Origin of the sequence: Yoonia sp. SDW83-1 (genome assembly GCF_046762885.1) — a bacterium.
In the GTDB taxonomy this organism is placed as follows: domain Bacteria; phylum Pseudomonadota; class Alphaproteobacteria; order Rhodobacterales; family Rhodobacteraceae; genus Yoonia.
Genome location: NZ_JBKQXO010000013.1, coordinates 18309 through 44558, shown reverse-complemented (window position 1 = coordinate 44558; position 26250 = coordinate 18309). Strand labels below are relative to the sequence as shown.

Below are 26250 nucleotides of genomic sequence, written 5' to 3'. Positions count from 1 at the left end.
CACAGGATTAACCAGCCCGCTTGATCATTCCGAAGAGGTCGCGCGGATCGTCAGGGTCGGCGATCAGGTCGAGGTCGATATAGAACGGCGTATCCTTGATCTTGTCGTGCACGTAGCGCAGTGCGCTGAAGTCTTCGATTGCGAAGCCGACACCGTCGAAAAGGGTGACCTCACCAGCGGATTGCCGGCCCTTGGCGGCACCGGTGATGACCTGCCAAAGCTCTGTCACCGGATGGTCCGGATCCATCTGCTGAATTTCACCTTCGATGCGGGTTTGTGGGGGATATTCCACAAAAACCGAGGAGCGGGCGACGATATCACGGTGCAGTTCCGTCTTGCCGGGGCAATCGCCGCCGATGGCGTTGATATGCACACCTGCGCCGACCATGTTGTCGGTCAGGATCGTCTGCATATCCTTGTCTGCCGTGGCGACGGTAATGACATCAGCCCCTTCAATCGCATCCTCGGGCGTCGTGCAGGGGGTGATGTGAAAGCCCAGACCATCAAGGTTCTTCATGCATTTTTCGGTGGCGGCGCTATCAATGTCATAAAGCCGCACGGTGTCGATCCCGCAGACAGCCTTGATCGCAAGACACTGAAATTCGGACTGGGCCCCGTTGCCGATCATCGCCATGGTCTTGGCATCCGGTCCGGCCAGATGTTTGGTAGCCACTGCCGACATCGCCCCGGTGCGCAGGGCAGTCAGGATTGTCATTTCAGAAAACAGGATTGGATAGCCGGAATAGACCTCTGACAGGACGCCGAAGGCGGTTACCGTTTGCAGCCCTTCGCCCATGTTCTTTGGGTGGCCGTTGACATATTTGAACCCATAGAGTTCGCCGTCAGATGTGGGCATCAGTTCGATCACCCCAACATCTGAATGGCTGCCAACACGGGGGGTTTTATCAAACAGTTCCCAGCGGGCAAAATCCTGTTCAATTGCGTGCGCGAGATCGGCCATAAAGGTTTCGATGCCCACATGATGGACCAGCCGCATCATGTTATCGACGCTGACAAAGGGCACCATCGCCAATTTGGAGGCTTTGAGGCTCATGATTTGCTCCGTGTTGGGCGGTCAAAGACGCGGCGGCCCAGAAGGGATGCGGTCAGGTCGACCATCAGGTTGGCGGTCGTCCCGCGATCATCGAGAAAGGGGTTGAGTTCAACGAGGTCGAGCGACGTGACCAACCCACTGTCAGACAGCATTTCCATGACCAGATGCCCTTCGCGCACCGTGGCCCCGCCGGGGACGGTCGTGCCGACAGCCGGTGCGATGGAAGGGTCGAGGAAATCGACGTCGAGCGAGACATGCAGCATCCCGTTGGCCTCTGCAACCTTGTCGAGGAAGGATTGCAGTGGCGCGCTGATCCCTTCCTCGTCAATCCGGCGCATGTCGACCAGCATCACGTCGCCACCGGTCAGAATCGCGTGTTCGGCACTGTCGACCGACCGCAGGCCGATCATGCAGATATTGGCAGGATCCACCTTGGCGGGCAGGGGCGGGTAGGCATCAAACCCGTCGCGCCCTGTGACGTAACCCACTGGCGTTCCGTGCAAATTGCCGCTGTCGGTCGTTTCCGGTGTGTGGATGTCACTATGGGCATCGAGCCACAGTGCAAAGAAGGGTTTGCCGATCTTTTGCGCATGGGCCGCCATGCCGGCTACGGTGCCTGCGGCCAGCGCATGATCGCCACCCATGAAGATCGGCATGCCCTTTGTGGCAGCATTCTGTGCGGCGTCCATCAGCGTATGGGTCCAACCGACATTTTCTGCCAGCTTGTGCACCAATGGGTTTTTCGGCTCCGGGACATTCACGTCCTTGGGGGCCAGATTGCCGATGTCTTCGACCGTATGGCCAAGCTGCGTAATGGCTTCGGCGATGCCGGCGGTGCGGTAGGCATCCGGGCCCATAAGGCAGCCGCGGCGGCGTTTGCCGCAGTCCACCGGCGCCCCGATGAGAATACAAGTTTTATGTGTCATGGGGCGAGTGTTGCCCAAAATAGGGGGTGGGGTAAGCATGCAAATTGTGCAAAATGATGATGAATTGATCGAATTGGATGGTAAGAATGGACGAACTGGACAGTCGCCTGATTGGCGCATTGCGGCAGAACGGGCGTGCATCCCTGTCGGATTTGGCGGCGACGCTTGGGGTGACCCGCAGCACGGTGCGCGCGCGACTGGATCGGCTGATCGCGGGCGGTGAGATCGCGGGGTTTACCGTGCTAACCCGGTCGGATGTGCGGCCTGATGCGGTGCGTGGGCTGATGATGCTTGAAATCGCGGGGCGCGGGGCAGAGCGGGCGATGAAACGACTGACCGCCATTCCGGAAGTGCGGGCAGTCCATTCGACCAATGGCACCTGGGATCTGATCGCCGAGATCGGGGCTGATACGCTGGAGGCGTTTGATCAGGTCCTGTTTGCGATCCGCCGTCTGGAAGGGGTCACGCGGTCCGAGACGAGCCTGCTTTTGTCAACGCGGCGATGATCCAGACAGCCATCAGAGCGAAGGAAAGAAGCGCGTTCCAGCTTGCCATGGACAAGGTCAGAAACTCCCACGACACCTGATCGCACATCACGACACGTGGTCCTTCGATAGCGAGCAGGTCAGCACCGCTCAGCCCGTTCAGCCCGCCACCCGCGCTAGTGCAGCTTGACGGGCCTTCCCACCAGTCCCGTTCCACCCCGGTGTGGTATACGCCGATCCCGCCGGTCGTGGCCGCTGCGATAGCACCCAGAAACGGTAGGACCCGACCGGGGATGGCCAGTGCCATCGCGCCGATCACAATCGTCGCTGCATGCGGCCAGCGCTGCCACAGACACATCGCGCAGGGCGGATATCCGATCAGTTGAAAGAAGAATGCGCCCCCCAGCAATGCCGCAGACCCGCCAGCGGCCAGAAGGATCATCAGATTACGCGTCATAGAAGCCCCACAAGTGCAAAACCGCCCAATAGCAATATGCAGAAGATGATAAAGACGAGCCCCAACCGCCGTTCGATAAAGTCGCGGATCGGCGCCCCGAATTTCCAAAGCAACGCGGCCACAATGAAGAACCGCAAGGCCCGGGCAATGATGGAGGAAATGATAAAAACAGGCAACGACAGCTGCGTCACACCCGACGCGATTGTGATCACCTTGAACGGAAAAGGTGTGACCCCGGCGAACAGCACGGCCCAGGCGCCGTATTCATTGTAAGATGTTGCGAATTCATCGAATTTCTCGCCTTTTCCATAGAAGTCGAGGATCGGCTGGCCCACGGCCTCAAACAGGCCATAGCCGATATAATAGCCAAGCATACCACCAGCAACGGATGCAACCGTGGCGACCCCAGCGATCAGAAAGGCGCGGGAGGGGCGGGCGATGATCATCGGGATCATCAGAACATCGGGCGGAATCGGGAAAAACGAAGATTCCATGAAGGCGACAACCACCAAAGCCCAGAGGGCGTAAGGCGACTGCGCAAGTGAGAGTGTCCAGTTATAGAGTCCGCGCAGCATTGCCGGGCCTTTTGTGGTTTCGCGCCGTTAGGCCATGGCCATCGCCGAGGGTCAAGCTTGTCTAGACCATCATTCCGCATAAGATGGCCCCAGATGGTGGGGAGTATCGATTATGAAATGGCAAGGACGGCGCGGCAGCAGCAATATCGAAGATCGTCGCAGGCGCGGGGGCGGTGCCCGGCGGGCCGGGGGCATTGGTGGCGTGGCTGGCGTGCTGGTTCTGTTGGCGGGGTGGTATTTCGGCGTTGATACCAGCCAGTTTGTCGATCTGGGCGGCGGGGGTTTCGAAGCCAGCTCGTCCGCCGAAATCACCCCGGCAGATGAACGCGCGGCCCAGTTCGTGTCAGTGACGCTGGCTGATACTGAAGAGGTCTGGTCAGATATATTTCAGCGCCAATTGGGGCAAACCTACCAACCACCAATCCTGGTATTGTTCAAAGGGCAAACGCAATCGGCTTGCGGTGGCGCCTCTGCCGCGACGGGGCCGTTTTACTGCCCGCCTGAACGTAAGGCCTATCTGGATACGGATTTCTTTACCACGTTGGAACAACGCCTTGGGGCAGAGGGCGATTTTGCCGCCGCCTACGTGGTGGCCCATGAAGTTGCCCATCATGTACAGAATGAGTTGGGCATACTGGGACAAGTGAATCAGTTGCGTGCGCAAATGAGCGAGGCGGATTCGAATGCCATGTCTGTTCGGGTGGAATTGCAGGCCGATTGTTTTTCCGGGATCTGGGCACGCGCGGCGCAACAGCGGTTTGGCAGTCTGGAACGCGGCGATATTGCCGAGGCGATGAATGCGGCGGCCCAGATCGGTGATGATACACTGCAGCGCAATGCAGGCCAGGCGGTGCGCCCGCATACCTTTACCCATGGCACCAGCGAACAGCGCCAACGCTGGTTTGCACGCGGTCTGGAAAGCGGCGATCTGTCGATCTGCGATACCTTTGCTGCGACCCGTCTGTAAGAGGCAAAAATACACAAGTCCTGATTGACGGCGTTGGCGCGCCCGATTAGGACATGCGCACTGGCCGATGTGGCGGAATGGTAGACGCAGGGGATTCAAAATCCCCCGATGGCAACATCGTGAGAGTTCGAGTCTCTCCATCGGCACCAGCTATCCTTTGCGTGTGATGAACGCGCGACGGATTTTCGTGATAATCCGCGATCCAACGCTTGGTTTTTGAGTCATTTACGGTTTATAAACCAATAGGTCGGCAAGTTTTCGCCGACCAGCCGGTTTGTATCGGTCGCGTATTTTTTCATCCTCGCGGCCAGTTGAACCCGGCAGGAGTGACGGCAACGAGTAGGACAGTTATTGTCATGAATTATTCCAAATCGCATGTTGTGGCGAACAAGGACAGGAGTCCGCAGATGATGGTGGCACATCCGCGTATCGTTCCATGTTTCACCCCGGGTACCCATATTGCGACGCCGAAGGGCGAACGCGCGGTCGAGACGCTGACAATCGGCGATCGTATCCTGACCCGCGACCATGGCATTCAGCACATTACATGGTCTGGCCACCGCTCACTGACGGCCGATGAGTTGAAGGCGACGCCCAGCTTGCGCCCTGTGCTGATCCGGGCGGGCAGTCTGGGCAATGATCTGCCCGAACGTGACCTGCTGGTGTCCCCGATGCACCGGATGCTGATCGTGTCCGACGTGGCGCGCAAGCATTTTGGCGAGGCAGAGGTATTGGTTGCTGCAAAGGACATGACAAAGCTGCCGGGTGTTGATGTCGTCAACGTACCGGGCATCACCTATCTGCATTTCATGTTTGAGGCGCATCAGATCGTGCTGGCGGACGGGACGTGGACGGAAAGCTTCCAGCCCAATGATTATTCACTCAAGGGTGTGGTTCCGGCGCAGCGTGAGGAGTTGTTCCTGATCTGTCCGGCCTTGGCAACACAGGAAGGTGTCAAGAGGTTCCGCGCCGCGCGCCGCGCCTTGCGCAGCGTGGAAGCGATCCGGCTGTTCAAGTAACGCCGCGCCGCCATCTGTTCCAATCCTCTGGCGTATCAAGGTCAAGCCGCGCGCGATCATCGGCGAAGCGGGTCAGATGGGTTTGTGATTTCAGCGGTTTGACGAGCGGTTCACCACCGCCATCTCCCGATAGTTTGGCGAATTCCGGCCTGAGCGTGCCATCGAAAACGATCGGATGGCCGGGATACCCTCCCGTTGTGGCCCCGCGCCAGATCAGAAAATCCGGGTTGTCTTTGCGCGCTTGAAAAATCACCTGCATGTCGGTGGTTTCAATTCCCACCAGATCGCCCAATAAAATCATGAAAGCGGCACATTCAGGAAGCTGTTGCACAGCGCCGCGCATGGTGCCGGACATGCCTTCCGCAGCCTCGGGCACCGTCAAGGCGGTCAAATCCAGACCAGCCAACGCATCCTTTCTTGGATGATCGGAAGCGGGAAGTGCCACAAACACGGCATGCCCCGTGGCAAGCGCGCGCCTCGCCTGCCTGCGCAGCAGCGGTTCGCCATCCACGTCTTCCAGCAGCTTGTCACGTCCGCGCATCCGGGTGGACCCGCCGCCAGCAAGGATCAGGATCGGGATCATCCGCGCATCGCGCTGCCGTCAGGGTCGAACAGCGGGGTGGTGATCTGTACGGCCCGGCGGCGTTGACCCATGATTTCGATTTCGGCCTCCAGCGTGCCGGTGGCATGTTCGCGCGGCACCAGGGCGAGGGCGACGGATTTGCCCGCATGATGAGAATAGCCACCGGAGGTGCAGAAACCCCTGACCTCACCGTCGATGAACACCGGTTCATAGGCGACCACATCGGCGTCATCCGCATCCACTTCGAAACTGACAAACGTGCGGGCAGGGGGGGTGGCCCGCTCCGCTTCGGCTGCGGCCCGCCCGATGAAATCAACGTTCTTCTTGAAGCTGATGAACCGGTCCATGCCGGTTTCTGCGGCGGTATAATCGGGCGAGAATTCGGATAGCCAAGAGCCAAAGAACCGGTCCAGCCGCAGCGACATCATCGCCCGCATGCCGAAGGGCGCGATGCCCATCGGTTGACCCGCGTTCCACAATGTCCACCACAATTGACGCTGATCCATCGGATCGCAATAAATCTCGTACCCCAGATCACCGGTATAGCTGACCCGCTGCACGATGCAGGCGACCTGCCCAATCGTCATGCGGCGCACATCCAGAAATTTGATCCCGTCCACATCATCGGGGGTGCAGGCGCGCAGCAGATCGCGCGATTTGGGTCCGGCAATCTGAAAACCTGTGCGCTTGTCCGAGATGTTTTCGACAATGCAATCGTCGCTCGCATTCTGCAGGAACCAGCGGTGATGCACCTCTTGCGCACCATAGCTGGCGGTCAGCTGGAATTCGGTATCCGACAGACAGGAGACGGTGAAATCCCCCCAAAGCTGTCCCTTGGGCGACAGCATTGGGGTCAGTGACATCCGCCCGGGTTGGGGGATGCGGCCCGCCATGATCCGGTCAAGCCAGGCGCGGGCGTCAGCGCCGGTGACGCTGAACTTCCCGAAATTCTGGACTTCGTTGATGCCAACGCCGCCACGCACCGCGGCCACCTCACGCGCGGTCGCGTTCCAGGCATCGGACCGGCGGAATGTCGGCGTTTCGTAACCGGGGTCACCGTCTTGTGCAAAATAGTTTGCCACTTCCAACCCGAACTGATGCCCCCAGACCGCCCCCAGATCGCTGAAGATGTCGTACATGGGTGTTGTTCGGTGGGGGCGTGCTGCAGGCAATTCTTCGTTCGGATAGCTGACGGAAAACCGGTTCTGGTAGTTTTCGATCACTTTGGGGCGCGTGTAACCGGGGGTAATCCATTTGCCATAACGAGCGACGTCAAGTGCTGTGACATCGCGCTCGCATTCGCCTTCGATCATCCATTGTGCCAGCATCAGGCCAACGCCGCCGCCTTGACTGAAGCCCGCCATCACACCGCAAGCGGACCAGTAGTTGCGGACGCCCGGCACCGGGCCAACCAGCGGATTGCCATCAGGGGCGAAGGTGAAGGGGCCATGGATGACGGATTTGACCCCGGCGGTGGCCAGCACCGGAAAGCGATTATAGGCAAATTCAATCGAGGCTTCGACCTTGTCCAGATCGTCGGGCAGCAGTTCATGCCCAAACTCCCAAGGCGTGCCGTCCACGGCCCATGGTTTACAGGGCTTTTCATAGAACCCGATGCAAAGTCCACGCCCTTCCTGCCGCAGATAGCTTTCGCCGGCAGGGTCCATCACATGGGGATGTTCGCTGTCGCGTTCGTAGATCTCAGGGATGTCATCGGTGACGATATACTGGTGTTCCATCGGGTGCAGTGGGGTGTAGATGCCAGCCATCGCCCCCACTTCGCGGGCCCAGAGGCCTGCAGCATTCACCACATGTTCGGCATGGATTGTGCCCTTTTCGGTGACCACATCCCAAGTGCCGTCTGGGCGCTGGTTGGTCTCGACCACTTTGCAATGGGTCTCGATCGTGGCCCCGCCCATGCGCGCCGCTTTGGCATAGGCGTGGGTCGTGCCGGACGGATCCAAATGCCCATCAAGCGGGTCGTAGAGTGCGCCTATGATCCCATCGAGATTGGTGATCGGCGCGATTTTGGCAATTTCTTCGGGGCCAACAATTTCGGTCTCTAGCCCCATATACCGGTGCTTGGCGCGTTCCGCGACCAGCATGTCAAACCGGTCCTGATTGTCGGCGAGAGTCACGCCACCAACGTGATGTAGACCGCAGGACATGCCGGTGATTTCCTCCAACTCCTTGTAAAGCTTGATGGTATAGCCTTGCAGGGCGGCCATGTTGGTGTCGCCGTTCAGGGTGTGAAAGCCGCCCGCGGCATGCCATGTCGACCCTGATGTCAGTTCTGACCGTTCGATCAGCATCACATCGGACCAACCCAGCTTGGTCAGGTGATAAAGAACGGATGCGCCAACGACGCCGCCCCCAATGACTGCTACGCGCGTTGTGGTCTTCATCTGCCGCATTCCCTAGTTTACCACTGCACCATGGCGCATGGGCGCGTGTGAACGATTATCCGCTTGCGACTGTTTGTGTCGCATATGAACTGTCGCAGCAATAAGGCCCGGACGATGAAAATGAAAAACAGGGTGATGGCGGCCTTTGTCACGTTCGGCCGTAGGGTGCGGTCAGCCTCTCGCAATCTGTGGACGCGGGTCTTGCTGATTTCCGTGCTTTGTCTGCTGGCGGTTTTGATCGCGAAGGTGCTGGGTGATTTCATTCCCGACGGCTTTGCCGAAATCGTCGGCGCGGAGTCTGTGACCGAGCTGTTGACGATCATCGCCAACGCCATGCTGGCGGTCACCACCTTTTCACTGAGCGTGATGGTGACCATTCATCGGGCGGTGGCCGGGCAATGGACCCCGCGCGCGCACCAGATGCTGCTGCGCGATACGCCGACACAAACGGTGCTGGCTACGTTCATCGGCGCCTATATTTACGCGCTGGCCTCACTGATCCTGCTATCCACGCCGTTCTTTGGCGAGGCCGAGATCGTCGTGTTGTTCGGTGTGACGCTGGCTGTGATCGCTCTGATCGTGGCGATGATCGTGCGCTGGATCATGCATCTGCAGACATGGGGCAGTCTGGAACAGACGGCGACTGCCATCGAAACGGCTGCCGAGACCGCCTTTCGCGAACTGGCGGACCGGCCGTGTCAGGGGGCCAATCCACTGACGCCAGATACGGTCATTCCCGCCGGCGCCGTTGATCTGCTTGCACGCGATACCGGCTATGTGCAGGCGGTGCTTTTTGAAAAGGTCTCTGCCGATGCTGAAGAAGAGCGCGCGCAGGTTTATTTTCTGGCGCCAATCGGCCGTTTTGTACATCGTGGTGATGTGATCGGACATATGGCGGGCGGCAGCGATGGACTGGCGCGCAAGATCGGGACCTGGATCACGATTGGGCCGTCGCGCACGCCGGATCAGGACCCCCGCTTTTGCCTTATCATGCTGAGCGAGGTTGGTTCCAAAGCGTTGTCAGCAGGGATCAATGACCCGGGCACCGCGATTGACGTGATAGGTCGGATTGCCCGCCTTATCGAGGGGTATTCGCCGGAGGTCGATCGTGATCACACACCCGACTATTCGAACCTGTGGGCGCCGGTTCTTGATCCGGTTGATCTGGTGCAGGAACCGCTTGCTCCGCTGGCCCGCGATGGTGCGGCACAGGTCGAAGTGCAGATCGTCTTGCAAAAGCGCCTCGCCGGTCTGGCCCGCCATGCGCCACCGGCGATTGCCGATGCCGCAAGGGTGCTGGCCAAGGACGCGCTGGCACAGGCCAACGCGGCCATCCCAGGTGAGGGCGACCGCAAAAGGCTGGCCGCCACCATGGTAAGTCTTTCAGAAATCAGGGAATAATTCGGGTATACTTGATACCTTCCAGCGTCGCGCCCAGTCGCAGACCAGTCTGCGCAAAGTTGACCGCAATGACGGGTGCCAGGCTTGTTGTTGTTTCGGCCCGCAGGCTGTCACCCTGATCGCTGACGGCATATTCGATATCAGCCCCGGCGGCCCAGCCCGGACCGCGGCGGAACTCAAGAAGCGCCTCATCCGTCATGAAAAACAGGACTGAGCTGAACTGCTGCGCCCCAATCTGCAGACCCGCACTGCCGGATGTGGCCGAATAGTAATCGACCGTTGATGGCCCAACCCGCAGCGCGCCGCGCCCAAAGCCGCCGCCGATGCCAAGCCCGGCCTCGGTGATCAGCGGCATGACGAGCATACCCGCCGCCCGGTTCGACAGATCGCGGGTGCCGGGATAGGTATTATACATAAAATTCAACGTGCTATCGACGCGCGCATCAATTGTCGCGGCCCCCGGGCCGCCGATGCCATTGCCGCATGCGGCCAAAGTTGTGGATGCCAATGCGCCAAGCGCAAAACCGCGCCTTGAGAAACTGCTCATGATTTTTTCCGCCTTATGTGCCTGTGTGAAGGCGTTTGCCGCCTTTTATGCGCATAACTATAGGCAAATGCATCCGGGCTGTCACGCGGTTTGGGTGTTGCGTGAACCCCACCGTACGGTCGCAACGCACGGTCGGGCGCGAATCATAGGTTAACGCCTGCTTTTCGTGGCCAAACAGCGGTCGGCATCGCGTCGGATTTGCGTCGGCAAAACGTCGGACTTTTTGTCGGCCAGAGGTGCCTTTAATGCACCGCACGCTGAAATGGTTTACGGATCCTAAGCTCGAACCCGAAAGCAGGTGGCGCATCGTCATAATCTTCCCCTATTTCTGCCCAGATGGGTATGGATATGTGCTGCGACCAAAAGGATATCCCTTATGACCGATACTGCGTTTGATGCGCTGCTTGCACGACTGGAAAAGGCCCCTGACAACCTGACTCTGCGTCTGGCCATCCTGCGCCGCGCACGATCTGCCGGGTTGGCGTCGCGCGCGCTTGAACTGGTGCTGGAGCTGGATCCTGATGCCGTGGCGGATGCGGATGATCGCGAGCTTGTCGCCTGTACCTTCCAAGAGGCCGGGCTGGATGACGATGCAGCCATCTGGCGTGGCGCAGAGGACGAGGCTACGGCGGCAGAACCGTCAGCGCCTACCACATCAGTCCCGTCTGTTCGCCCGGTTGCAAAGCCACAGAAGGCATTGCGGGTTGTCGGTGGCACCGATGGTCCGGACCCGTTTGGGGACGCCGTTGTCGAGGAAGAGGCACCGCTGACATTTGCGGATGTCGGCGGGCTTGACGATGTCAAACGCGATATCGAGCGTCGGATCATTGCCCCGTTTCGACATGCGGGACTTTTGTCCAGATTCAAGAAACGCGCTGGCGGTGGTGTATTGCTTTATGGCCCGCCCGGCTGCGGTAAGACGATGATCGCGCGGGCCATGGCGGGCGAGGCTGGCTTTAACTTTCTGTCGGTCGGAATCTCTGACATTCTGGATTACCATGTCGGGGCGTCCGAGCAGCATTTATCTGCAGTTTTCGACAAGGCGCGCAATAACACACCGACGGTGCTGTTCTTTGACGAGATTGACGCGCTTGGATCCAAACGGACATCGGACACGGCGGTGCACCAGAACCAGTTGGTCAGCCATTTTCTGGCGCAGATGGATGGTGTGGACAATCGCAACGACGGTGTGCTGCTGTTGGCCGCTACCAATATTCCCTGGTCGATGGATGGCGCATTCCTGCGTCCCGGACGGTTCGACCGATTGTTTTTCGTCCCACCGCCGGACCGCAAGGCACGCGAAGCGATTCTGGCGTTGGAGCTGGACGTACGCCCGGCGAAACCTGATCTGGCCATTGATCAGGTGGCTGCACGCACATCGGGCCTGTCGGGTGCCGATCTGGCCCAGATTATCGAGCGCGCTGCCGATCTGGCCATTGATGCGACGCTTGAGCAAGGCAGCGAGGTGCCAATCGACAACGACATGCTGGCCGAGGCGACCCGCACTGTGCGGTCATCGGTTTTGGATTGGTTAAGCACCGCGCGCAATCATGCGACCTATTCCAATGAAAGTGGCCGTTATGACGACATTCTGGATTTTCTGAAAAAGCATGGTCGGACCTGACGGATGCAGTATCAGATACCCCCAAATGTTTTGCCCGGCGCCCGGCCACGGCAGGTTGTTCATCCTTATGCGATCCTATTCGTGATGATGATGTGCGGCGCCGGCATCGGCTGTGCCTTGGCGGCCTATAATGCCCGCCAGCTTGGCTGTCTTGACCAGCGCCGGCAGTGGACGGTGCTGACGCTGTTTTGGCTGGCTGTTGTCGTCGTCGCAATCATCGCCCGCTGGTTTCAGATGAGTTTCGAGCCGGATCACATTGGCAATCTTTTTGGCGATGTTCTGAAATCCTTGACTCTGGTGGGTGCCTTTGTCGCGGCATGTTATGCGGTTGATCGGCAGTCCGTTCTCTATTCTTTGCATACACAGGAAAAGTCCGGGTTATTGCGCAGTATCGGTTTCGCGCTGGGTGCGATTGGGATTGCTTTTGTCATTTCGCTGCTCTTGGCGGAGGTGCCTCATATTCGGCTGATGTTTGTAGGCGGGTCAGCGTGGACGCGATGATGAGCGTTGATCTGATGAAAGCTATGGGTGCGTTTCGGCGCAGTGACTATCAGACCGCCAGAACGCTTTTTGCGAAACATCTGGCCGAGTATTCCGAAGACGCTGTCGCCCATGCGCATCTGGCTTTCTGCCTGCTGGCCCTAAAGCAACCCTTTTCGGCACTCGAGCAGAGCAACCGGGCATTGCGCGCTGACCCGGAACTGGGACTGGCCCATCTGGCCAAGGCGCAGGTTTCCAGTGCGCTGGATGATCCGGCGACAAGCAAAGCCGCTCTTGCCGAGGCCTTGCGTCTTGATCCCGAGAATGTCGATGCGTTGTTGATCAAGTGTTCAACTGCCATGTTTGAACGAGATTATGCGGGCGTAGAGGCTGCGGCACTTGCCCTGCTGGCCAAGCAGCCCGATAGTTTCATGGGCCATTACTTTCTGTCGCGTGCGGCATCATCTATGTTGAAGGGCCAGAAGGCCGAAACCGCCGCCCGCGATGCCCTGCGCCTGCAGCCGGATGATTCGTCCGCGCATGAGGCCATCGGTTGGGCATTCTGGGCACAGAACAGGATGGACAAGGCCCGGCAGGCCGCGCTGAGTACGCTGGCGCTGGATGCCGATGATCAGGGGGCGCATAAGCTGTTGGCTGCCGTCGAGATGCAGTCGCGCCCATTGACCGGCGGGTTTCACAGGTTTGGCATGGCCGCGAACGAACTGTCGATCAAGAAGGCAGTGTATTATGTGGCTCCGGCTTTCTTTCTCTATTTTGTTGCTTACGACATCATGCGATTTCTGGACTATGATGATGCGGCGCGCATCATCAATCGCATCGTTATTGTGCTGTCCGTGCTGGTTTGGCTGAGCGTCAATTCGTTCAACAAGAAAGCCGTCAGGAACAGGCAGGCGGCCAAGTTGCGCTATGACTATTAACCCTGCAGATGTTTTGCAGCAGCCGGGGCGAAATAGGTCAGGATCCCGTCGCAGCCGGCCCGTTTGAAGGCAAGCAGGCTTTCCATCATCACCTTTTCCCCGTCGAGCCAGCCGTTTTGCGCCGCGGCCTGCAGCATCGCGTATTCGCCACTGACCTGGTAGGCGTAGGTGGGCACGCCGAAGCTGTCTTTGACTAGTCGGCAGATATCCAGGTAAGGCATGCCGGGTTTGACCATGATCATGTCGGCCCCTTCCATCAGGTCCCGTTCGACCAGCCGTAGCGCTTCGTCCGTATTGCCGGGGTCCATCTGGTAGGTGTTCTTATCGCCGGTTAGGGCCGCTGACGCACCGACTGCATCCCGGAAGGGCCCGTAGAAGGCAGAGGCGTATTTGGCGGTGTAGCTGAGGATGGCGACGTTCTGGTGCCCCTCGGCCTCGAGCGCGGTGCGGATCGCGCCGATCCGTCCGTCCATCATGTCGGAGGGTCCGAGGATGTCGGCCCCGGCGTCGGCCTGGGCGAGGGCCATTTTGACCAGCGCCTCGACGGTACGGTCATTCACGATCTCACCATTTTCAACAAAGCCGTCATGGCCGTTGATGTTGTAGGGGTCGAGCGCGATATCGGTCATGATGGCGATATCGGGGGCAGCATCCTTGATTGCCCGGATCGCCTGATTGGTCAGGTTTTCGGGGTCCCAGGCCATGGCGCAATCCTCGGTGCGCGCCTCCATCTCCGTATATGGAAAGATGCAGATGGCGGGGATGCCGAGCGATTGCGCCTCAACCGCGGCCTTGGCAATACGGTCGACAGTCTTGCGAGTCACGCCGGGCATGGAGCTGACGGGGGTTTCGTCATCAGTGCCGTCCATGACGAAAACCGGCCAGATCAGGTCATCCACGCTCAGCGTGTTTTGCCGTGACAGCGCCCGGAGTGCCGGGGTTTTGCGCAGCCGCCGTAGGCGTGTGGCGGGGAAGGGGGCGACGGTGGGTTTCATGGCCAGACCTCGACTGATGTTGCGGACATGGGTCGCATGGATTTTGACGCATCACAAGTCTGGGCAATCCCAAATCGGGACGCTAGGGTCTGCGCAGTTCAAATGGGGGCGATACGCGCAGTGAATTGGAATGACGCCATTTTTCAGGTGATTGACCTGCGTACCTTTTCAAATGTCTGGTATTGGCTGGCGGTGGCGGTGACGTGGTCGATGGTCAGCCATTGGATTTTGGGCGTCCCCTTTGACATGATTTATCGCGCCCGCCGGCATGGGGGTGAGGCGGCCGCCGATCTGGAGGTGCTGGTCGCTGTCAATGTGCGCCGCCTGATGATTATTACTGATGTGGCCGGGTTGTGGCTGATGGGGTTTGCGGCCTTTGTGCTGAGCGCGCTGGCCTTGATGGGTTTCTGGTATGGCTTCGAATTGGCGCAAGGTGTGTTTTGCCTGGGCTTTCCGCTGACCTTTGTTGCGCTCATGAATATCCGCATGAGCCGCCAGTTCGCGCAGAAGCTACCGAAAGGTGAAGCCTTACCTGCGGCTTTGTTCCGGATGCGCTTCTGGATACAGGTGATCGCCATGATTTCGATCTTCATTACAGCGATGTATGGCATGTATCACAATCTTTCGCTGCCCCTGGGCTTCTGAATGGTTGACACCGCGACCCGGCGGGGTAGGTGACCGCCCATGCCCGATCCGAAACATATCACCGTCAGCGGCGCCCCCGAGGGGTTTGATGCCCAGTTGATCCTGGCAGAGGCCGCCAAGGGCGGTCCGGTTCTGCATGTGGCCCGCGATGACAAGCGGTTGGCAGCAATGCAGGCTGCACTGGCCTTTTTCGCGCCGGATATGCCCGTTTTCACCTTCCCTGCTTGGGATTGCCTGCCCTATGACCGCGTGTCGCCCAATGCCGATGTATCGGCCACGCGTATGGCGACTTTGGCCGCATTGGTGCATGGGATGCCGGGCCAGTTTGTGTTGCTGACATCGCTGGCGGCAGCGACCCAGAGGGTGCCGGCGCGGTCGCTGTTGCGGGAGGCGGCGTTTACAGCCACAGTTGGCAACCGAATTGATGAAGAGGCGCTGCGTAACTTCCTGGTCCGTATGGGTTTTACGCAAAGTCCGACAGTGCTGGAACCCGGTGATTATGCGGTGCGTGGGGGGATCCTTGATATCTATCCGCCCGGGCAATCGGGGCCGGTGCGCCTTGATCTGTTTGGCGATGTGCTGGATGGGGCGCGCCGGTTTGATCCGGCGACACAGCGGACAACTGAGAAGCTGAGCGAGGTGGAACTGGCCCCGGTGTCGGAGGTGATACTGGATGAGGCGGCGATTACCCGGTTTCGTCAGAACTACCGCATCGAATTTGGTGCGGCGGGGACGGATGACCCGCTTTATGAGGCTGTGTCGGCGGGCCGCAAACATGCCGGTGTCGAACACTGGCTGGGGTTCTTTCAGGACGATCTGGAGACTTTGTTTGATTATCTGCCCGGGGCCACGGTGACGCTTGATGATCAGATGACTCCGATGCGGTTGTCGCGGTGGGATTCCATTGTCGATCAGTATGGCACGCGGATGCATGCACTGAGCCAGAAGGGGCGGATGGACACGGTCTACAAGCCTGCGCCGCCCAAGCTGTTGTATCTGGACGATAAGGCGTGGAATGCGGCGGTTGCGGGGCGGCGTGTGCTGCAGTTTTCGCCGCTGAAACAGGCGACGGGGCCGGGCGTGATTGATGCCGGCGGTCGGATCGGGCGTGATTTCGCACCGGAGCGTCAGCAGGAAAGTATCAGTCTTTTCGGTGCGTTGGCGGATCATATTCGCGCACGGATGGAGGTTGGACCGGTTGTTGTTGCGTCATACTCCGAAGGTGCGCGGGAACGACTGGAAGGGTTGATTGAGGACGAGGAGATTGCGGAGGCGATCCCTGTCACCGACTTTGCCCGTGTGGGCAAACGCGGTTTGCATCTCGCGGTCTGGGCGCTGGATCATGGGTTTGAAGCACCGGGACTGACGGTGATTTCGGAGCAGGATGTGCTGGGCGACCGGCTGATCCGTCAGACCAAGCGCAAACGCCGGGCGGAGAATTTCCTGAGCGAGGCAAATAGCCTGTCGCCTGGTGATCTGGTGGTCCATGTCGATCACGGGGTAGGCCGGTTCAAGGGCATGGAAGTCGTGACCGCCTTGGGGGCGGCGCATGAATGCTTGCTGATCGAATATGCAGAGGATTCAAAGCTTTACCTGCCGGTCGAGAATATCGAGCTGCTCTCGAAATACGGGCATGAAACCGGGCTGCTGGATAAGCTGGGCGGTGGGGCGTGGCAGGCTAAGAAAGCCAAGCTGAAAGAGCGGATCAGGCAGATTGCCGAGCGGCTGATCCGCGTGGCGGCAGAGCGTGCTTTGCGGACTGCGCCTGTGCTGGATCCGCCGGATGGGATGTGGGATCAGTTTCTGGCGCGTTTTCCCTATGCCGAGACCGATGATCAACTGGCGGCCATTGAAGATGTGTTGACGGATATGTCCGCTGGCAGGCCGATGGACCGGCTGATTTGCGGTGATGTGGGTTTTGGCAAGACAGAGGTGGCTATTCGCGCCGCGTTTGTTGCCGCGATGAGTGGTGTGCAGGTGGCGATTATTGCGCCAACCACGCTGCTGGCGCGGCAGCATTATCAGAACTTTGCGGAGCGGTTCCGGGGTTTCCCGGTCAATGTGCGACCGCTGTCGCGATTTGTCAGCGCGGGGGATGCAGCCAAGACCCGTGATGCGATCAGCAGAGGGACTGTGGATATCGTTGTGGGGACCCATGCGCTGCTGGCGAAGGGGGTCAAGTTCAAGAACCTTGGCCTGCTTGTCATTGATGAAGAACAGAAATTTGGAGTCCAGCACAAGGAACGCCTGAAGCAATTGCGCACGGATGTGCATGTGCTGACGCTGACCGCCACGCCGATCCCGCGCACGCTGCAACTGTCCTTGTCGGGTGTCCGCGATCTTTCGATCATCGGCACGCCGCCCATCGACCGGCTGGCGATCCGCACCTATGTCAGCGAATTCGATACGATCACCGTGCGCGAGGCGCTGTTGCGCGAACACTATCGCGGTGGGCAATCCTTCCTTGTTGTGCCACGCATCGCCGATATGCCGGAGATGGAGGCGTTTCTGCGCGATCAGGTGCCGGAGGTGAGTTTCATCACCGCGACCGGGCAGATGGCGGCAGGGGAACTCGATGACCGGATGAATGCGTTTTACGACGGCAAGTATGACGTGCTGCTGGCAACCACGATTGTGGAATCGGGGCTGGATATTCCGACGGCCAATACGATGATTGTCTGGCGGGCGGATATGTTTGGGCTGTCGCAGCTTTACCAGATCAGGGGCAGGGTGGGTCGCTCAAAGACCCGTGCCTATGCGTATCTGACCACCAAGCCGCGCCAGAAACTGACCGACACGGCGCAGAAACGCCTGCGCGTGCTGGGGTCGATTGATACGCTGGGGGCGGGGTTCACGCTGGCATCGCAGGATCTGGATATTCGTGGGGCGGGTAACCTGCTGGGCGAGGAACAGTCCGGCCAGATGCGCGAGGTGGGCTATGAGCTCTACCAGCAGATGCTGGAAGACCAGATCGCGGCGATCCGGTCGGGTGCGGCTGAGGGGATTATCGATGATGGTCAGTGGGCGCCGCAGATCAATCTTGGTGTGCCGGTGTTGATCCCCGAGGACTATGTGCCCGATCTAGATGTGCGGTTGGGTCTGTATCGCCGCCTGTCGGATCTGACGACCAAGGTCGAATTGGAAGGCTTTGCAGCGGAACTGATCGACCGGTTCGGCAAGCTGCCGAAAGAGGTGAACACGTTGATGCTGGTGGTTCGCATCAAGGCGATGTGCAAGCGCGCGGGGATTGCAGCACTGGATGCAGGGCCGAAGGGGGCTACGATCCGGTTCCACAATGACAAATTCGCCTCGCCCAAGGGGCTGGTGGAATTCATCGAAGCACAGCGCGGGCTGGCGAAGGTGAAGGACAACAAGATCGTCGTGCGTCGGGACTGGGCCAAGGAACGCGACAAGATCCAGGGTGCGTTCAATATCGCGCACGATCTGGCGCAGAAGTTGGCGGACGAGAAGAAGGCGCAGGTGGGGTAGAGCACCGCCCTACACCTCGCCCGGACGTTTGATCATGTTGGTCAGCCAGAGCGCGAGGCTGGCGGCAATCAGTGTTCCGAAGGCCATGGGTAGTGGCGTGCCGTCGAACATCAGCGCGACCGGGGCCGCGATAAGTACTGCACCGACGGTGGCCACTGATGCGATGACAGACGCGGCAAGGCCGGCGATATGGCCCATTTCCTCCATCGCGAGGGCGTTGAGGTTGCCGATGGTCAGCCCGGCCTGAAAGAAGTTGGCCGTTACCCAGAACACATAGGTGCCAAAGGCGAACCAGTAAGGACCGCCTGCCGCGGTGATCACGATCATCAGCAGCGTGATTGCAATCTGGACCGTATACATCCCCTTGATGATGGCCCGCATCCCCAGCCGCATGACAATCCGCGCGTTCAGGACGCTGCCGGTGGCGGCGATCACGGCGATGCCGCCGAACCAGAGGTGGAAATGCGCGCCCTGATCAAAGGTGATGTCGAATACCTGCTGGGTCGATGAAAGCACGATAAAGAGCATGCCGAAGGTAAGGGTCTGAACAAAGATCGACAGACGGGCGGTGCGATGGGCGAACATCTCAAACACGGCGTGGCGCAAGGTGGCGCTGCTGAGGGGGCGCCGGTTTTCCCGCGCCAGCGTTTCGGATTGGCGGAGCATGAGCCAGATCACCGAGATGACCGAAAAGACCACGAAGGCCAGAAAAATGCTGCGCCAGCCGAAGCTGCCCATGATGTAGTAGCCCAATGTCGGCGCCAGAGCGGGCACGAGCGAGAAGACGACCATCACGAACGAGATGATACGCGCCATATTGGGGCCGGAATAGAGATCGCGGATCAGCGCCATGGCAACCACGCGGGGGCCCGCCGCACCAAGGCCCTGTACGACGCGAGCGGCCAGCATGACCTCTAATGATTGAGCGGCCCAGGCAGCGATACTGGCGATGATATAGACGATGGCGCCGCCGATCATGACGGGACGCCGCCCAAAGGCGTCTGACAGCGGTCCGGTGAAGAACGTGCCGACCCCCATCCCCAACACAAAACTGGTAATGATAAGTTGTGCGTTATTGAGGTGGTCGGGCGACAGGGCCGCGCCGATTTCGGGCAATGCGGGCAGCATCGCGTCAATCGAGAACGCGATTGTGGCTGACAGCATCGCCATCAACGCGATGAATTCCGTTTGGGGCAGGCGTTTCATGGCTGGGTCCAGAACGAGTATTGGGTCGCCCAGACCAAACATTACAGGGCGGGGATTAATCGGGTGTTAAGATTTACAAACCGTTGACGCGGGTAGTTAGCAATAGCGCAGGCGGTGGTTGTGGTGCAACGCGGTTCAGCCTTCCGTCGCGGCAAGCTGACCCATGATATCTTTGATCGCCTGCACCCACATGTCGGGTGGTTGTGCGCCCGGAACAGCGTGCTGGTTTGCAACGATGAATGTGGGGACCGAGTTAACGCCCATTTCGCGGCTGTGCTTATCCCGCGCGCGGATGTCATCCACATCGGCGTCTGATGCCAGCAGTTTTGTGACCATTGCTGCATCCATTTCAGCGGTGTCGGCGATGTCGGCCAGCACCTCGTGATCGCCGATATCCCGTCCGTCGACGAAATAGGCCTTGAAGAGCAGATCAACGACAAAAAGTTGCCGCTGTTCGATCCCGGCCCAGTGGATCAGGCGGTGCGCGTCGATTGTGTTGGGTGTCTTTTTGATGGCCTCGAAATTGATATGCGCGCCGGATTTTTCGGCGTGTTCGACCACGGGGGCATAGGCCTTGATTGCCCCTTCCTTGCCGCCGAACTTACCTTCGAGATAGGCGCGCCGGTCCATGCCTTCGGCAGGCATGTCGGGGTTCAACTGGAACGGATGCCATTCGATTGTGAACGGGTGGTCGGGGACTTCGGCCAGGGCTTTGTCCAGATTTGTCTTGCCGATATAACACCACGGGCAAATCGGGTCAGAGATGATATCAAGCTTGACCATGTGCGGCCTCCCATTCGGTGCGCAGCACACGCCGCAGCAATTTGTTATTCGCCCCGCGTGGCAGGGTGTCCTTGGCGATATAGAGCCGGGGTCGTTTGTAGCCAGCCAGCCGGGCGGCCATGAACCTGTCGAGTTCGTCTTCGTCTATCATGTTTGAGGCCACGTAAAAGGCCGCAATGATGGATGTGCCTGTGCCCGCCTGCACCGCACAGGCTGCAGCCTCGGTGATGTGGGGGTGGGCGGTTAGCACATCTTCAACCTCGACCGGGCTGACCCGGTAGCCGCCGGCGTTCATCATATCGTCATCCCGGCCCGCATAGGCGATGGCGCCGCTTTCATCCATGATGCCGATATCACCGGTCAGAAACCAGTCGCCCTGATAGCGGGCGGCCGTGTCTGAGGGCGCGCCCAGATAACCGAGCATCAGGCCCGGGTCCGATTTATGGACAGCAATGGTTCCGGGGGTGCCGCGTGGGACAGGGCCATCCGGGCCGATCAGCGCCACCTTGCGCCCCGGTTGCGGAAAGCCGGACGTGCCGGGCGGTGCCGGGTTGTCAGGACTGCCGGAAATGAAGGTGGAGCATTCGGACATGCCGAATGCCTCGAATATCGGGGTGCCGGTTTTGGTGGTCCAGTCGCTGCGATAATCCTCGGCCAGTTTTTCACCGGCAGAAAGGCCGTGGCGCAGATTGGGCAGGGCAGGGATATCGGCGCGCAGCAGGCGACGATAGACGCCGGGGGCGGCTGCAAAGATGGTCGCGCTGTGGTCAGCGATCAGGCGTGGCAGTTGATCGGCAGGGATATCCTTGTGCGGGATCAACGCTGTGGCCCCGACGGACCATGGATCCATCAGGCCGGTGCCGAGTGTATAGGTCCAGTTGAACGCCCCGGCATGCAGCATGCGGTCGGCCTCGCGCAGCCCGTACCAGCCGTCCCACATCATCTGGCGCGCCCAGATCGCCCGATGCGCATGCACCACCGCGCGCGGCTGGCCGGAGGTGCCGGAGGTGTAGATGACATAGGCAGGGCGGTCTGGGTCGCCCATGGCGTATTCCGCTGCCGGGAGCGTCCAGAACTCACGCAATTTGCTGGCTGGTAGGACCGGCCCTGGCCCTTTGGCCATGCCGGTTGCCCGGATGGTCAAGGCTGGCTTGATTGTGGCGGCAATACTGGTGATTTCGGGTTGGGTGAGTTGCGACGAGACCGGGACAGGAATGATCCCGGCAGTGATAGCACCCAAATAAGTGATTGGAAATTCTGGCGTGTTGCCCAGTTGCAAAAGCAGATGGTCACCGGGTGTCAACCCGTGGTTCAGCAGTCCGGTTGCCGTGCCCCGGATTGCGCTGGCCAGCTGGCGGTAGGTGAAGGTTTCGGGGGCGCTGCCGATGATTTCCAGCGCTGTCTTGTCTGCAAGCCATTCGGCATGGGTCAGCACATGGGCGGCCATGTTGAACAGGTGGGGCGCAGGTGGAAATGGATCAGGATCAGTGACGGATAACATGATGCATCGCTATCTGTGGCCGCGTTCAGTTGCAAGAACCCGGGACGGGTCGTAGATAGGGACGCATGACCGATATCGACCCCAAGAACCTGATCCGGATTGCCCATGAAAACGGGGACAGTTCCGTGGCGCAACCGCTTGATCTGGGTGCGCGCGTTCGCGAATTGCGCAAGGCGCGCGACTGGACGCTGGAGCAGGCGGCACAACAGGCCGGGCTAGCCAGGTCGACCCTATCGAAGATCGAAAACGGGCAGATGTCGCCGACCTATGATGCGTTAAAAAAACTGGCCGTGGGGCTGGAGATTTCGGTGCCGCAACTGTTTACCCCACCGTCAAAGGGGCAGGTGAATGGCCGCATGGCCGTGACGCGCAATGGTGAGGAAACTGCGCAGATCACAACGACCTATGAACATGCGCTTCTGGGCACGGCGCTGACGTCAAAGAAGATGCTGCCATACCGCGCGCGGGTCCGTGCCCGGCGGATGGAGGATTTTGATGGCTGGGTGCGCCATGATGGCGAAGAGTTTCTTTATGTTCTGACCGGTCAGGTCCGGCTTTACACCGAGTTTTACGAACCCGTTGAGCTAAAGCGGGGTGACAGCGCCTATTATGACGCTGCCATGGGACATAATGTGGTGTCGATCAGCCAAGAAGACGCGACGATCCTTTGGGTCACGTCACTGTCCTGACGGGCATCAAATTTCTGGAAATTTGATTTAGCTGGCTTTGGCCAACGGTGGCTCCGGCGTATTGTCATCGCCGAAGCGACGGTCATCGTTCGATGGAACTTCGCCAGCAGGGATGTTCTGGGCCGATGCGTTGATCCGGGCATTGTCGCGTGTAGGATCCATGACAGCATCTGCAGGTTCTTCGCCCATCAGCCAATCGGCCAGCTCCATTTGCGCGCCGACAGGATCATCGCCTTTGGAGGCAGACAGGTAGTTCAGGAAACTTTCCTGATCGCCGTCAATCGCGAGGATCTCGTTTTCTTCAAGCGTAGGCCAGCGTGTCATTATGCGCGGGGTGAAAGCGGTCCAGTTTTGGGCGACGTCTTTCCATTGCATGGTTTTCTCCTGTCTGTTGCTTGCTGGCACAACACGACGGGCGCGGATTAGTTCCGAAAAAGCCGTGGCAGGATCAGTGCGGCGATGCCAACACCAACTACCTGCATCAGGATAAACATTGGGATATGGGCCGGGTTGATCCCGGCGAATGTATCGCTGAGCCCGCGCGCGATGGTCACGGCAGGGTTGGCAAAGCTGGTTGATGAGGTGAACCAATAGGCGCCCGTGATGTAGAGGGCGACAAGTGTGGGAACCGCATCGCGATTGGAATGGAGACCACCGAAGATCACGAAAAGCAGGCCGAACGTGGCCAGAATTTCGGAGAACCATTGCGCGGTACCTGTGCGGTCGGTGGCTGAGAATTGCAGGATGTCGAGGTCGAACATCATATGGCACGCCCAGACGCCCAGGATCCCGCCGATGATCTGGACGACCACATAGGCGGCGGCCGTAATAGGCGTCATGTCGCGCCGGATCAGGAAAGCAAGTGTCACGACGGGGTTGAAATGCGCCCCCGAGATGGGACCGAGCGTTGTGATGATGAAATAGAGCGTGCAGCCGGTGGCGATGGCATTGGCCAGCAGGGCGATGGCGACGTTGCCGTCTGCAAGCGCGGCCCCCATGATGCCGGAGCCGACAACCCCGATCAGAAGGAAGGCGGTGCCGATCCCCTCTGCCAGGAGTTTCTGCCCGTTCATGTCCCGATCCTGTTCAAGGCCGATTGCAGATCGTCTCGCGACATCGTCTCAATTGGCATTGCGAATAGTTGTTGGGCCCGGTCATGCAGCAGGCGGTAGGCATCGGCAAAGGCGGCGTGTTGATCGTCTGGTTTCGCCGCCGCCGGATCTTCGACGCCCCAGTTGGCGCTTAACGGTGCCCCGGGCCAATAGGGGCAATCTTCCGCAGCAGCCGAGCCACAGGCAGTGATGACGGCATCCATGACCGGGGCGTCATCCTTGGCGTAGTCATCCCAGCTTTGCGAACTCAGCCCATCGGTCGGGAAGCCTTTTTCACACAGCAGGGCAATTGACTGGGGATGCACCTTTCCGGCAGGTCTGGAGCCAGCGGACCACGCAGTGATGCGCCCGTCAGAGCGGTGGGTCAGGATCGATTCAAGCAGGATGGAGCGGGCCGAGTTGCCGGTACAGAGGACGAGGATATTCATGTCAGCCTTTGGTGTTTCGGTCCCGCCTATGGGTTAAATGTAACAGACCCATGACGGGAGACCGAAGTGGCTATTCTTCATACCACCAGACATCGGGCTGCCAGCCGGGCCAGTCGCCAAAAACCGGGATGTACTCAGGATATTTCAGCTCTTTCGCGTGGGCTAGACGGCTGATGTTCCACTGATAGATCGGGATCACGTAGCGGCCCGTGGTCAGCACCCGGTCGAGCGCTTTGACCGCAGCCACAAAATCATCCTGGCTTTCCGAAGTCAGCAGCCGCCCGATCATCGCATCGACAGCCGATGATTTGATTCCCATCAGATTACGCCCGCCGGGTGTGTCGGCATCTTCCGAACCATAGTAATTGTATTGTTCATTGCCGGGAGAGAGCGACAGACCGCGCCGGTAATAGGTCATGTCGAAATCATATTGATCCGTGCGTTCCTTGAACTGGGCGCTGTCGGCGACGGTGACGGTTGGTGTCACCCCGATCCGGGCCAGCGATTCCACATACATGTCGATGATTGCCTGATTTTCCGACGCGCCCTGATCCAGCAGGATTTCAAAGGTGAACGGATCGCCGGATGCGTTTTTCATCTGGCCATCCTGAATGGTCCAGCCTGCGGCCTCCATCTGTTCGAGCGCCATTGCCGTGCCTGCCCGGTTGCGTTCTGTCCCGTCACCCATGGGCAGGCTGTAGCCGTCCATGGCGCCAGGCAGCAGGCTTTCGGCGAAAGGCGAGAGGAGTTCGCGCACGCGACCCTCGGCCGGGCCGTCCGACATGCCGAGCGGTGAATTTGACCAGTAGGACGTGATGCGCGGCTGTTGCGAACCGGTCATCGCCTCATTGATGAATTCGAAGTTGAAAGCGTGCAGCATCGCGTCGCGCACTCGCCAGTCGCTGAACTGGTCGCGCCGCGTGTTCATGACGAAACCGGTCATCCCAGACGGCCGTTGATGCGGCAGGACGGACAGGACCACATCACCGTTCTGGATGGCGGGGAAGTTATACTGGCTTTCCCAGCGGGCCACGTTGAATTCGCGGTTGGAATTGACCTCGCCCACCTTGAACGCCTCAAACGCTGCAGTTTCATCGCCGAAGAATTCCAGCCGCACCTCATCTATGTTGTTGGTGCCGCGCCGGAATGGCACGTCATTGCCCCAGTAATCCGGATTGCGGCGCAGCGAGACAAAGCGCCCCGGTTCGAAATCGTCGATCATGTAGGGGGCGGAGGTGATCGGCACGATCTCGGTTGTGGTTTCAGCGAAATCGACCCCGTCCCATTGCGCCTTTTTCAGGATCGGGCGCATGCCTGCCAGCAGAGCCAGTTCGCGGTCTTCGACATTGAAGGTGAAGCGCACGGAGCGTTCACCTGTCTGTTCCATGCTGTCGACCTTGGTCCAGAAACCAAGGTAACGCGGATGGCCAACCGTCCCCAGCGTCTCATAGGACCACATGACGTCTTCGATGGTGACCGGGCTGCCGTCAGAGAATGCCGCACCTTCGCGCAGGGTGAATTCCACCCATTCACGGTCTGGGCCGGTTTCGACCGATTCGGCCAGAACGCCATAAAGCGAGAACGGTTCATCCAGTGACCGGCCCATGAAGCTTTCGCCAAGGAAGAATCGCAACTGCCATGGCGTGGAGCCTTTGCGCACAAACGGGTTGAGGCTGTCGAAGCTGCCGACCTCTGCCGTGACGATCCTGCCACCGGTGGGTGCATCGGGATTTACGTAGGGGAGGGACACAAAATCAGGTGGAAGGGCGGGGTCACCATACATAGCTATGCCATGTTGCGGTTCTGCAACCGCCGCTGCGCCTGCAATGATCAGGCCCAGTCCGAGCCCTGCGGCCCTTGCTGCCTTGAGAATTTTGAGTGTCACGATTTGATGCCCCCTGCTGTTTCTTTGATTGTTTCCCCGGATGGTAAAGAGGGTTT

Annotated in this window: 25 protein-coding genes and 1 tRNA gene; 11 read left to right on the top strand and 15 right to left on the bottom strand. The window is 59.4% G+C overall.

The features are described 5' to 3' along the window. Window positions 1-7 precede the first annotated feature (7 nt). Together ACFWW4_RS16595 and rocF are read right to left on the bottom strand one after the other, a co-directional pair. Window positions 8-1054: an ornithine cyclodeaminase gene (locus ACFWW4_RS16595; protein WP_393928424.1), complete on the bottom strand. Its 1047-nt coding sequence runs from the start codon at window positions 1052-1054 to the stop codon at window positions 8-10. Continuing rightward, window positions 1051-1980 carry an arginase gene (gene rocF, locus ACFWW4_RS16590; protein WP_411891888.1) on the bottom strand — a complete coding sequence of 310 codons (930 nt, stop codon included), beginning with the start codon at window positions 1978-1980 and terminating at the stop codon, window positions 1051-1053. The genes ACFWW4_RS16595 and rocF overlap by 4 nt, the downstream gene beginning before the upstream one ends. An 86-nt stretch (window positions 1981-2066) precedes the next feature. On the opposite strand from rocF, the gene ACFWW4_RS16585 reads away from it, so the two are divergent. Then, window positions 2067-2486: an Lrp/AsnC family transcriptional regulator gene (locus ACFWW4_RS16585; protein WP_411891887.1), complete on the top strand. Its 420-nt coding sequence runs from the start codon at window positions 2067-2069 to the stop codon at window positions 2484-2486. Here ACFWW4_RS16585 and ACFWW4_RS16580 read toward each other — a convergent pair. Continuing rightward, window positions 2443-2922, bottom strand: a complete 480-nt coding sequence (locus tag ACFWW4_RS16580) for a disulfide bond formation protein B (protein ID WP_411891886.1) — start codon at window positions 2920-2922, stop codon at window positions 2443-2445. The genes ACFWW4_RS16585 and ACFWW4_RS16580 overlap by 44 nt on opposite strands. Further along, a complete protein-coding gene (locus ACFWW4_RS16575) occupies window positions 2919-3497 on the bottom strand; it encodes a YqaA family protein (protein WP_411891885.1) in 579 nt (192 codons plus the stop codon). Before ACFWW4_RS16575 ends, ACFWW4_RS16580 begins: the two co-directional genes overlap by 4 nt. Before the next feature lie 112 nt (window positions 3498-3609). Here ACFWW4_RS16575 and ACFWW4_RS16570 point away from each other — a divergent pair, with 112 nt between their 5' ends. From ACFWW4_RS16570 to ACFWW4_RS16560, 3 genes are all read left to right on the top strand, one after another. Then, window positions 3610-4464 carry a neutral zinc metallopeptidase gene (locus ACFWW4_RS16570; protein ID WP_411891884.1) on the top strand — a complete coding sequence of 285 codons (855 nt, stop codon included), beginning with the start codon at window positions 3610-3612 and terminating at the stop codon, window positions 4462-4464. 63 nt (window positions 4465-4527) lie between these two features. Then, window positions 4528-4613 (top strand) — tRNA-Leu (locus ACFWW4_RS16565). Between the two features lie 258 nt (window positions 4614-4871). After that, entirely contained in the window at window positions 4872-5483 is a 612-nt protein-coding gene (locus ACFWW4_RS16560; protein WP_411891883.1) for a Hint domain-containing protein, read from the top strand. Here the strand turns inward: ACFWW4_RS16560 and ACFWW4_RS16555 are convergent. Both ACFWW4_RS16555 and ACFWW4_RS16550 read right to left on the bottom strand, forming a co-directional pair. Further along, the gene (locus ACFWW4_RS16555; RefSeq protein WP_411891882.1) at window positions 5476-6066 is read right to left on the bottom strand and encodes an NTP transferase domain-containing protein; all 591 of its coding nucleotides are present in this window, start codon (window positions 6064-6066) and stop codon (window positions 5476-5478) included. The genes ACFWW4_RS16560 and ACFWW4_RS16555 overlap by 8 nt on opposite strands. After that, window positions 6063-8471: a GcvT family protein gene (locus ACFWW4_RS16550; protein ID WP_411891881.1), complete on the bottom strand. Its 2409-nt coding sequence runs from the start codon at window positions 8469-8471 to the stop codon at window positions 6063-6065. The genes ACFWW4_RS16555 and ACFWW4_RS16550 overlap by 4 nt, the downstream gene beginning before the upstream one ends. 114 nt (window positions 8472-8585) lie before the next feature. Here ACFWW4_RS16550 and ACFWW4_RS16545 point away from each other — a divergent pair, with 114 nt between their 5' ends. Beyond that, on the top strand, window positions 8586-9872 hold the full coding sequence (locus ACFWW4_RS16545) for a DUF2254 domain-containing protein (protein WP_411891880.1): 1287 nt from the start codon (window positions 8586-8588) through the stop codon (window positions 9870-9872). Here the strand turns inward: ACFWW4_RS16545 and ACFWW4_RS16540 are convergent. Further along, window positions 9862-10419 (bottom strand): YSC84-related protein, encoded by a 558-nt coding sequence (locus ACFWW4_RS16540; protein ID WP_411891879.1) that lies wholly within the window; start codon window positions 10417-10419, stop codon window positions 9862-9864. The two genes, ACFWW4_RS16545 and ACFWW4_RS16540, sit on opposite strands and share 11 nt — an antisense overlap. Before the next feature lie 376 nt (window positions 10420-10795). Here ACFWW4_RS16540 and ACFWW4_RS16535 point away from each other — a divergent pair, with 376 nt between their 5' ends. Genes ACFWW4_RS16535 through ACFWW4_RS16525 form a run of 3 tightly spaced genes read left to right on the top strand, consistent with a single transcriptional unit; the run spans window position 10796 to window position 13461 of the window. After that, window positions 10796-12043: an ATP-binding protein gene (locus ACFWW4_RS16535; RefSeq protein WP_411891878.1), complete on the top strand. Its 1248-nt coding sequence runs from the start codon at window positions 10796-10798 to the stop codon at window positions 12041-12043. Window positions 12044-12046: 3 nt separating this feature from the next. Beyond that, entirely contained in the window at window positions 12047-12544 is a 498-nt protein-coding gene (locus ACFWW4_RS16530; RefSeq protein ID WP_411891877.1) for a hypothetical protein, read from the top strand. Further along, the gene (locus ACFWW4_RS16525; RefSeq protein ID WP_411891876.1) at window positions 12544-13461 is read left to right on the top strand and encodes a tetratricopeptide repeat protein; all 918 of its coding nucleotides are present in this window, start codon (window positions 12544-12546) and stop codon (window positions 13459-13461) included. The genes ACFWW4_RS16530 and ACFWW4_RS16525 overlap by 1 nt, the downstream gene beginning before the upstream one ends. On the opposite strand, the gene hemB is transcribed toward ACFWW4_RS16525, so the two are convergent. After that, a complete protein-coding gene (gene hemB, locus ACFWW4_RS16520) occupies window positions 13458-14456 on the bottom strand; it encodes a porphobilinogen synthase (protein ID WP_411891875.1) in 999 nt (332 codons plus the stop codon). The two genes, ACFWW4_RS16525 and hemB, sit on opposite strands and share 4 nt — an antisense overlap. A 120-nt stretch (window positions 14457-14576) precedes the next feature. Here hemB and ACFWW4_RS16515 point away from each other — a divergent pair, with 120 nt between their 5' ends. Continuing rightward, window positions 14577-15101, top strand: coding sequence for a hypothetical protein (locus ACFWW4_RS16515; protein WP_411891874.1), 525 nt, complete (start codon window positions 14577-14579; stop codon window positions 15099-15101). Window positions 15102-15140: 39 nt separating this feature from the next. Continuing rightward, on the top strand, window positions 15141-18590 hold the full coding sequence (mfd, locus tag ACFWW4_RS16510; RefSeq protein ID WP_411891873.1) for a transcription-repair coupling factor: 3450 nt from the start codon (window positions 15141-15143) through the stop codon (window positions 18588-18590). A 9-nt stretch (window positions 18591-18599) separates the two neighbouring features. Here mfd and ACFWW4_RS16505 read toward each other — a convergent pair whose 3' ends face one another. From ACFWW4_RS16505 to ACFWW4_RS16495, 3 genes are all read right to left on the bottom strand, one after another. Further along, entirely contained in the window at window positions 18600-19796 is a 1197-nt protein-coding gene (locus ACFWW4_RS16505) for a multidrug effflux MFS transporter (protein ID WP_411891872.1), read from the bottom strand. Between the two features lie 135 nt (window positions 19797-19931). Further along, on the bottom strand, window positions 19932-20579 hold the full coding sequence (locus ACFWW4_RS16500) for a DsbA family protein (RefSeq protein WP_411891871.1): 648 nt from the start codon (window positions 20577-20579) through the stop codon (window positions 19932-19934). Beyond that, window positions 20566-22080: a class I adenylate-forming enzyme family protein gene (locus tag ACFWW4_RS16495; RefSeq protein WP_411891870.1), complete on the bottom strand. Its 1515-nt coding sequence runs from the start codon at window positions 22078-22080 to the stop codon at window positions 20566-20568. The genes ACFWW4_RS16500 and ACFWW4_RS16495 overlap by 14 nt, the downstream gene beginning before the upstream one ends. A gap of 65 nt (window positions 22081-22145) precedes the next feature. Here ACFWW4_RS16495 and ACFWW4_RS16490 point away from each other — a divergent pair, with 65 nt between their 5' ends. After that, window positions 22146-22769: a helix-turn-helix domain-containing protein gene (locus tag ACFWW4_RS16490; RefSeq protein ID WP_411891869.1), complete on the top strand. Its 624-nt coding sequence runs from the start codon at window positions 22146-22148 to the stop codon at window positions 22767-22769. A gap of 27 nt (window positions 22770-22796) precedes the next feature. Here the strand turns inward: ACFWW4_RS16490 and ACFWW4_RS16485 are convergent, their stop codons facing one another. From ACFWW4_RS16485 to ACFWW4_RS16470, 4 genes are all read right to left on the bottom strand, one after another. Beyond that, window positions 22797-23144, bottom strand: a complete 348-nt coding sequence (locus ACFWW4_RS16485; protein ID WP_411891868.1) for a hypothetical protein — start codon at window positions 23142-23144, stop codon at window positions 22797-22799. Window positions 23145-23191: 47 nt separating this feature from the next. Continuing rightward, window positions 23192-23842: an aquaporin gene (locus ACFWW4_RS16480; protein ID WP_393928399.1), complete on the bottom strand. Its 651-nt coding sequence runs from the start codon at window positions 23840-23842 to the stop codon at window positions 23192-23194. Then, the gene (locus ACFWW4_RS16475; RefSeq protein ID WP_411891867.1) at window positions 23839-24309 is read right to left on the bottom strand and encodes an arsenate reductase ArsC; all 471 of its coding nucleotides are present in this window, start codon (window positions 24307-24309) and stop codon (window positions 23839-23841) included. Before ACFWW4_RS16475 ends, ACFWW4_RS16480 begins: the two co-directional genes overlap by 4 nt. 70 nt (window positions 24310-24379) lie before the next feature. Continuing rightward, window positions 24380-26092 carry an extracellular solute-binding protein gene (locus ACFWW4_RS16470; protein WP_411891965.1) on the bottom strand — a complete coding sequence of 571 codons (1713 nt, stop codon included), beginning with the start codon at window positions 26090-26092 and terminating at the stop codon, window positions 24380-24382. Window positions 26093-26250: the final 158 nt, after the last annotated feature.

Coding starts and splice junctions, on each gene's coding strand:
- ACFWW4_RS16595 (WP_393928424.1), bottom strand. CDS start 1,054: ATGAGCCTCAAAGCCTCCAAATTGGCGATGGTGCCCTTTGTCAGCGTC.
- rocF (WP_411891888.1), bottom strand. CDS start 1,980: ATGACACATAAAACTTGTATTCTCATCGGGGCGCCGGTGGACTGCGGC.
- ACFWW4_RS16585 (WP_411891887.1), top strand. CDS start 2,067: ATGGACGAACTGGACAGTCGCCTGATTGGCGCATTGCGGCAGAACGGG.
- ACFWW4_RS16580 (WP_411891886.1), bottom strand. CDS start 2,922: ATGACGCGTAATCTGATGATCCTTCTGGCCGCTGGCGGGTCTGCGGCA.
- ACFWW4_RS16575 (WP_411891885.1), bottom strand. CDS start 3,497: ATGCTGCGCGGACTCTATAACTGGACACTCTCACTTGCGCAGTCGCCT.
- ACFWW4_RS16570 (WP_411891884.1), top strand. CDS start 3,610: ATGAAATGGCAAGGACGGCGCGGCAGCAGCAATATCGAAGATCGTCGC.
- ACFWW4_RS16560 (WP_411891883.1), top strand. CDS start 4,872: ATGATGGTGGCACATCCGCGTATCGTTCCATGTTTCACCCCGGGTACC.
- ACFWW4_RS16555 (WP_411891882.1), bottom strand. CDS start 6,066: ATGATCCCGATCCTGATCCTTGCTGGCGGCGGGTCCACCCGGATGCGC.
- ACFWW4_RS16550 (WP_411891881.1), bottom strand. CDS start 8,471: ATGAAGACCACAACGCGCGTAGCAGTCATTGGGGGCGGCGTCGTTGGC.
- ACFWW4_RS16545 (WP_411891880.1), top strand. CDS start 8,586: ATGAAAATGAAAAACAGGGTGATGGCGGCCTTTGTCACGTTCGGCCGT.
- ACFWW4_RS16540 (WP_411891879.1), bottom strand. CDS start 10,419: ATGAGCAGTTTCTCAAGGCGCGGTTTTGCGCTTGGCGCATTGGCATCC.
- ACFWW4_RS16535 (WP_411891878.1), top strand. CDS start 10,796: ATGACCGATACTGCGTTTGATGCGCTGCTTGCACGACTGGAAAAGGCC.
- ACFWW4_RS16530 (WP_411891877.1), top strand. CDS start 12,047: ATGCAGTATCAGATACCCCCAAATGTTTTGCCCGGCGCCCGGCCACGG.
- ACFWW4_RS16525 (WP_411891876.1), top strand. CDS start 12,544: ATGAGCGTTGATCTGATGAAAGCTATGGGTGCGTTTCGGCGCAGTGAC.
- hemB (WP_411891875.1), bottom strand. CDS start 14,456: ATGAAACCCACCGTCGCCCCCTTCCCCGCCACACGCCTACGGCGGCTG.
- mfd (WP_411891873.1), top strand. CDS start 15,141: ATGCCCGATCCGAAACATATCACCGTCAGCGGCGCCCCCGAGGGGTTT.
- ACFWW4_RS16505 (WP_411891872.1), bottom strand. CDS start 19,796: ATGAAACGCCTGCCCCAAACGGAATTCATCGCGTTGATGGCGATGCTG.
- ACFWW4_RS16500 (WP_411891871.1), bottom strand. CDS start 20,579: ATGGTCAAGCTTGATATCATCTCTGACCCGATTTGCCCGTGGTGTTAT.
- ACFWW4_RS16495 (WP_411891870.1), bottom strand. CDS start 22,080: ATGTTATCCGTCACTGATCCTGATCCATTTCCACCTGCGCCCCACCTG.
- ACFWW4_RS16490 (WP_411891869.1), top strand. CDS start 22,146: ATGACCGATATCGACCCCAAGAACCTGATCCGGATTGCCCATGAAAAC.
- ACFWW4_RS16485 (WP_411891868.1), bottom strand. CDS start 23,144: ATGCAATGGAAAGACGTCGCCCAAAACTGGACCGCTTTCACCCCGCGC.
- ACFWW4_RS16480 (WP_393928399.1), bottom strand. CDS start 23,842: ATGAACGGGCAGAAACTCCTGGCAGAGGGGATCGGCACCGCCTTCCTT.
- ACFWW4_RS16475 (WP_411891867.1), bottom strand. CDS start 24,309: ATGAATATCCTCGTCCTCTGTACCGGCAACTCGGCCCGCTCCATCCTG.
- ACFWW4_RS16470 (WP_411891965.1), bottom strand. CDS start 26,092: ATGTATGGTGACCCCGCCCTTCCACCTGATTTTGTGTCCCTCCCCTAC.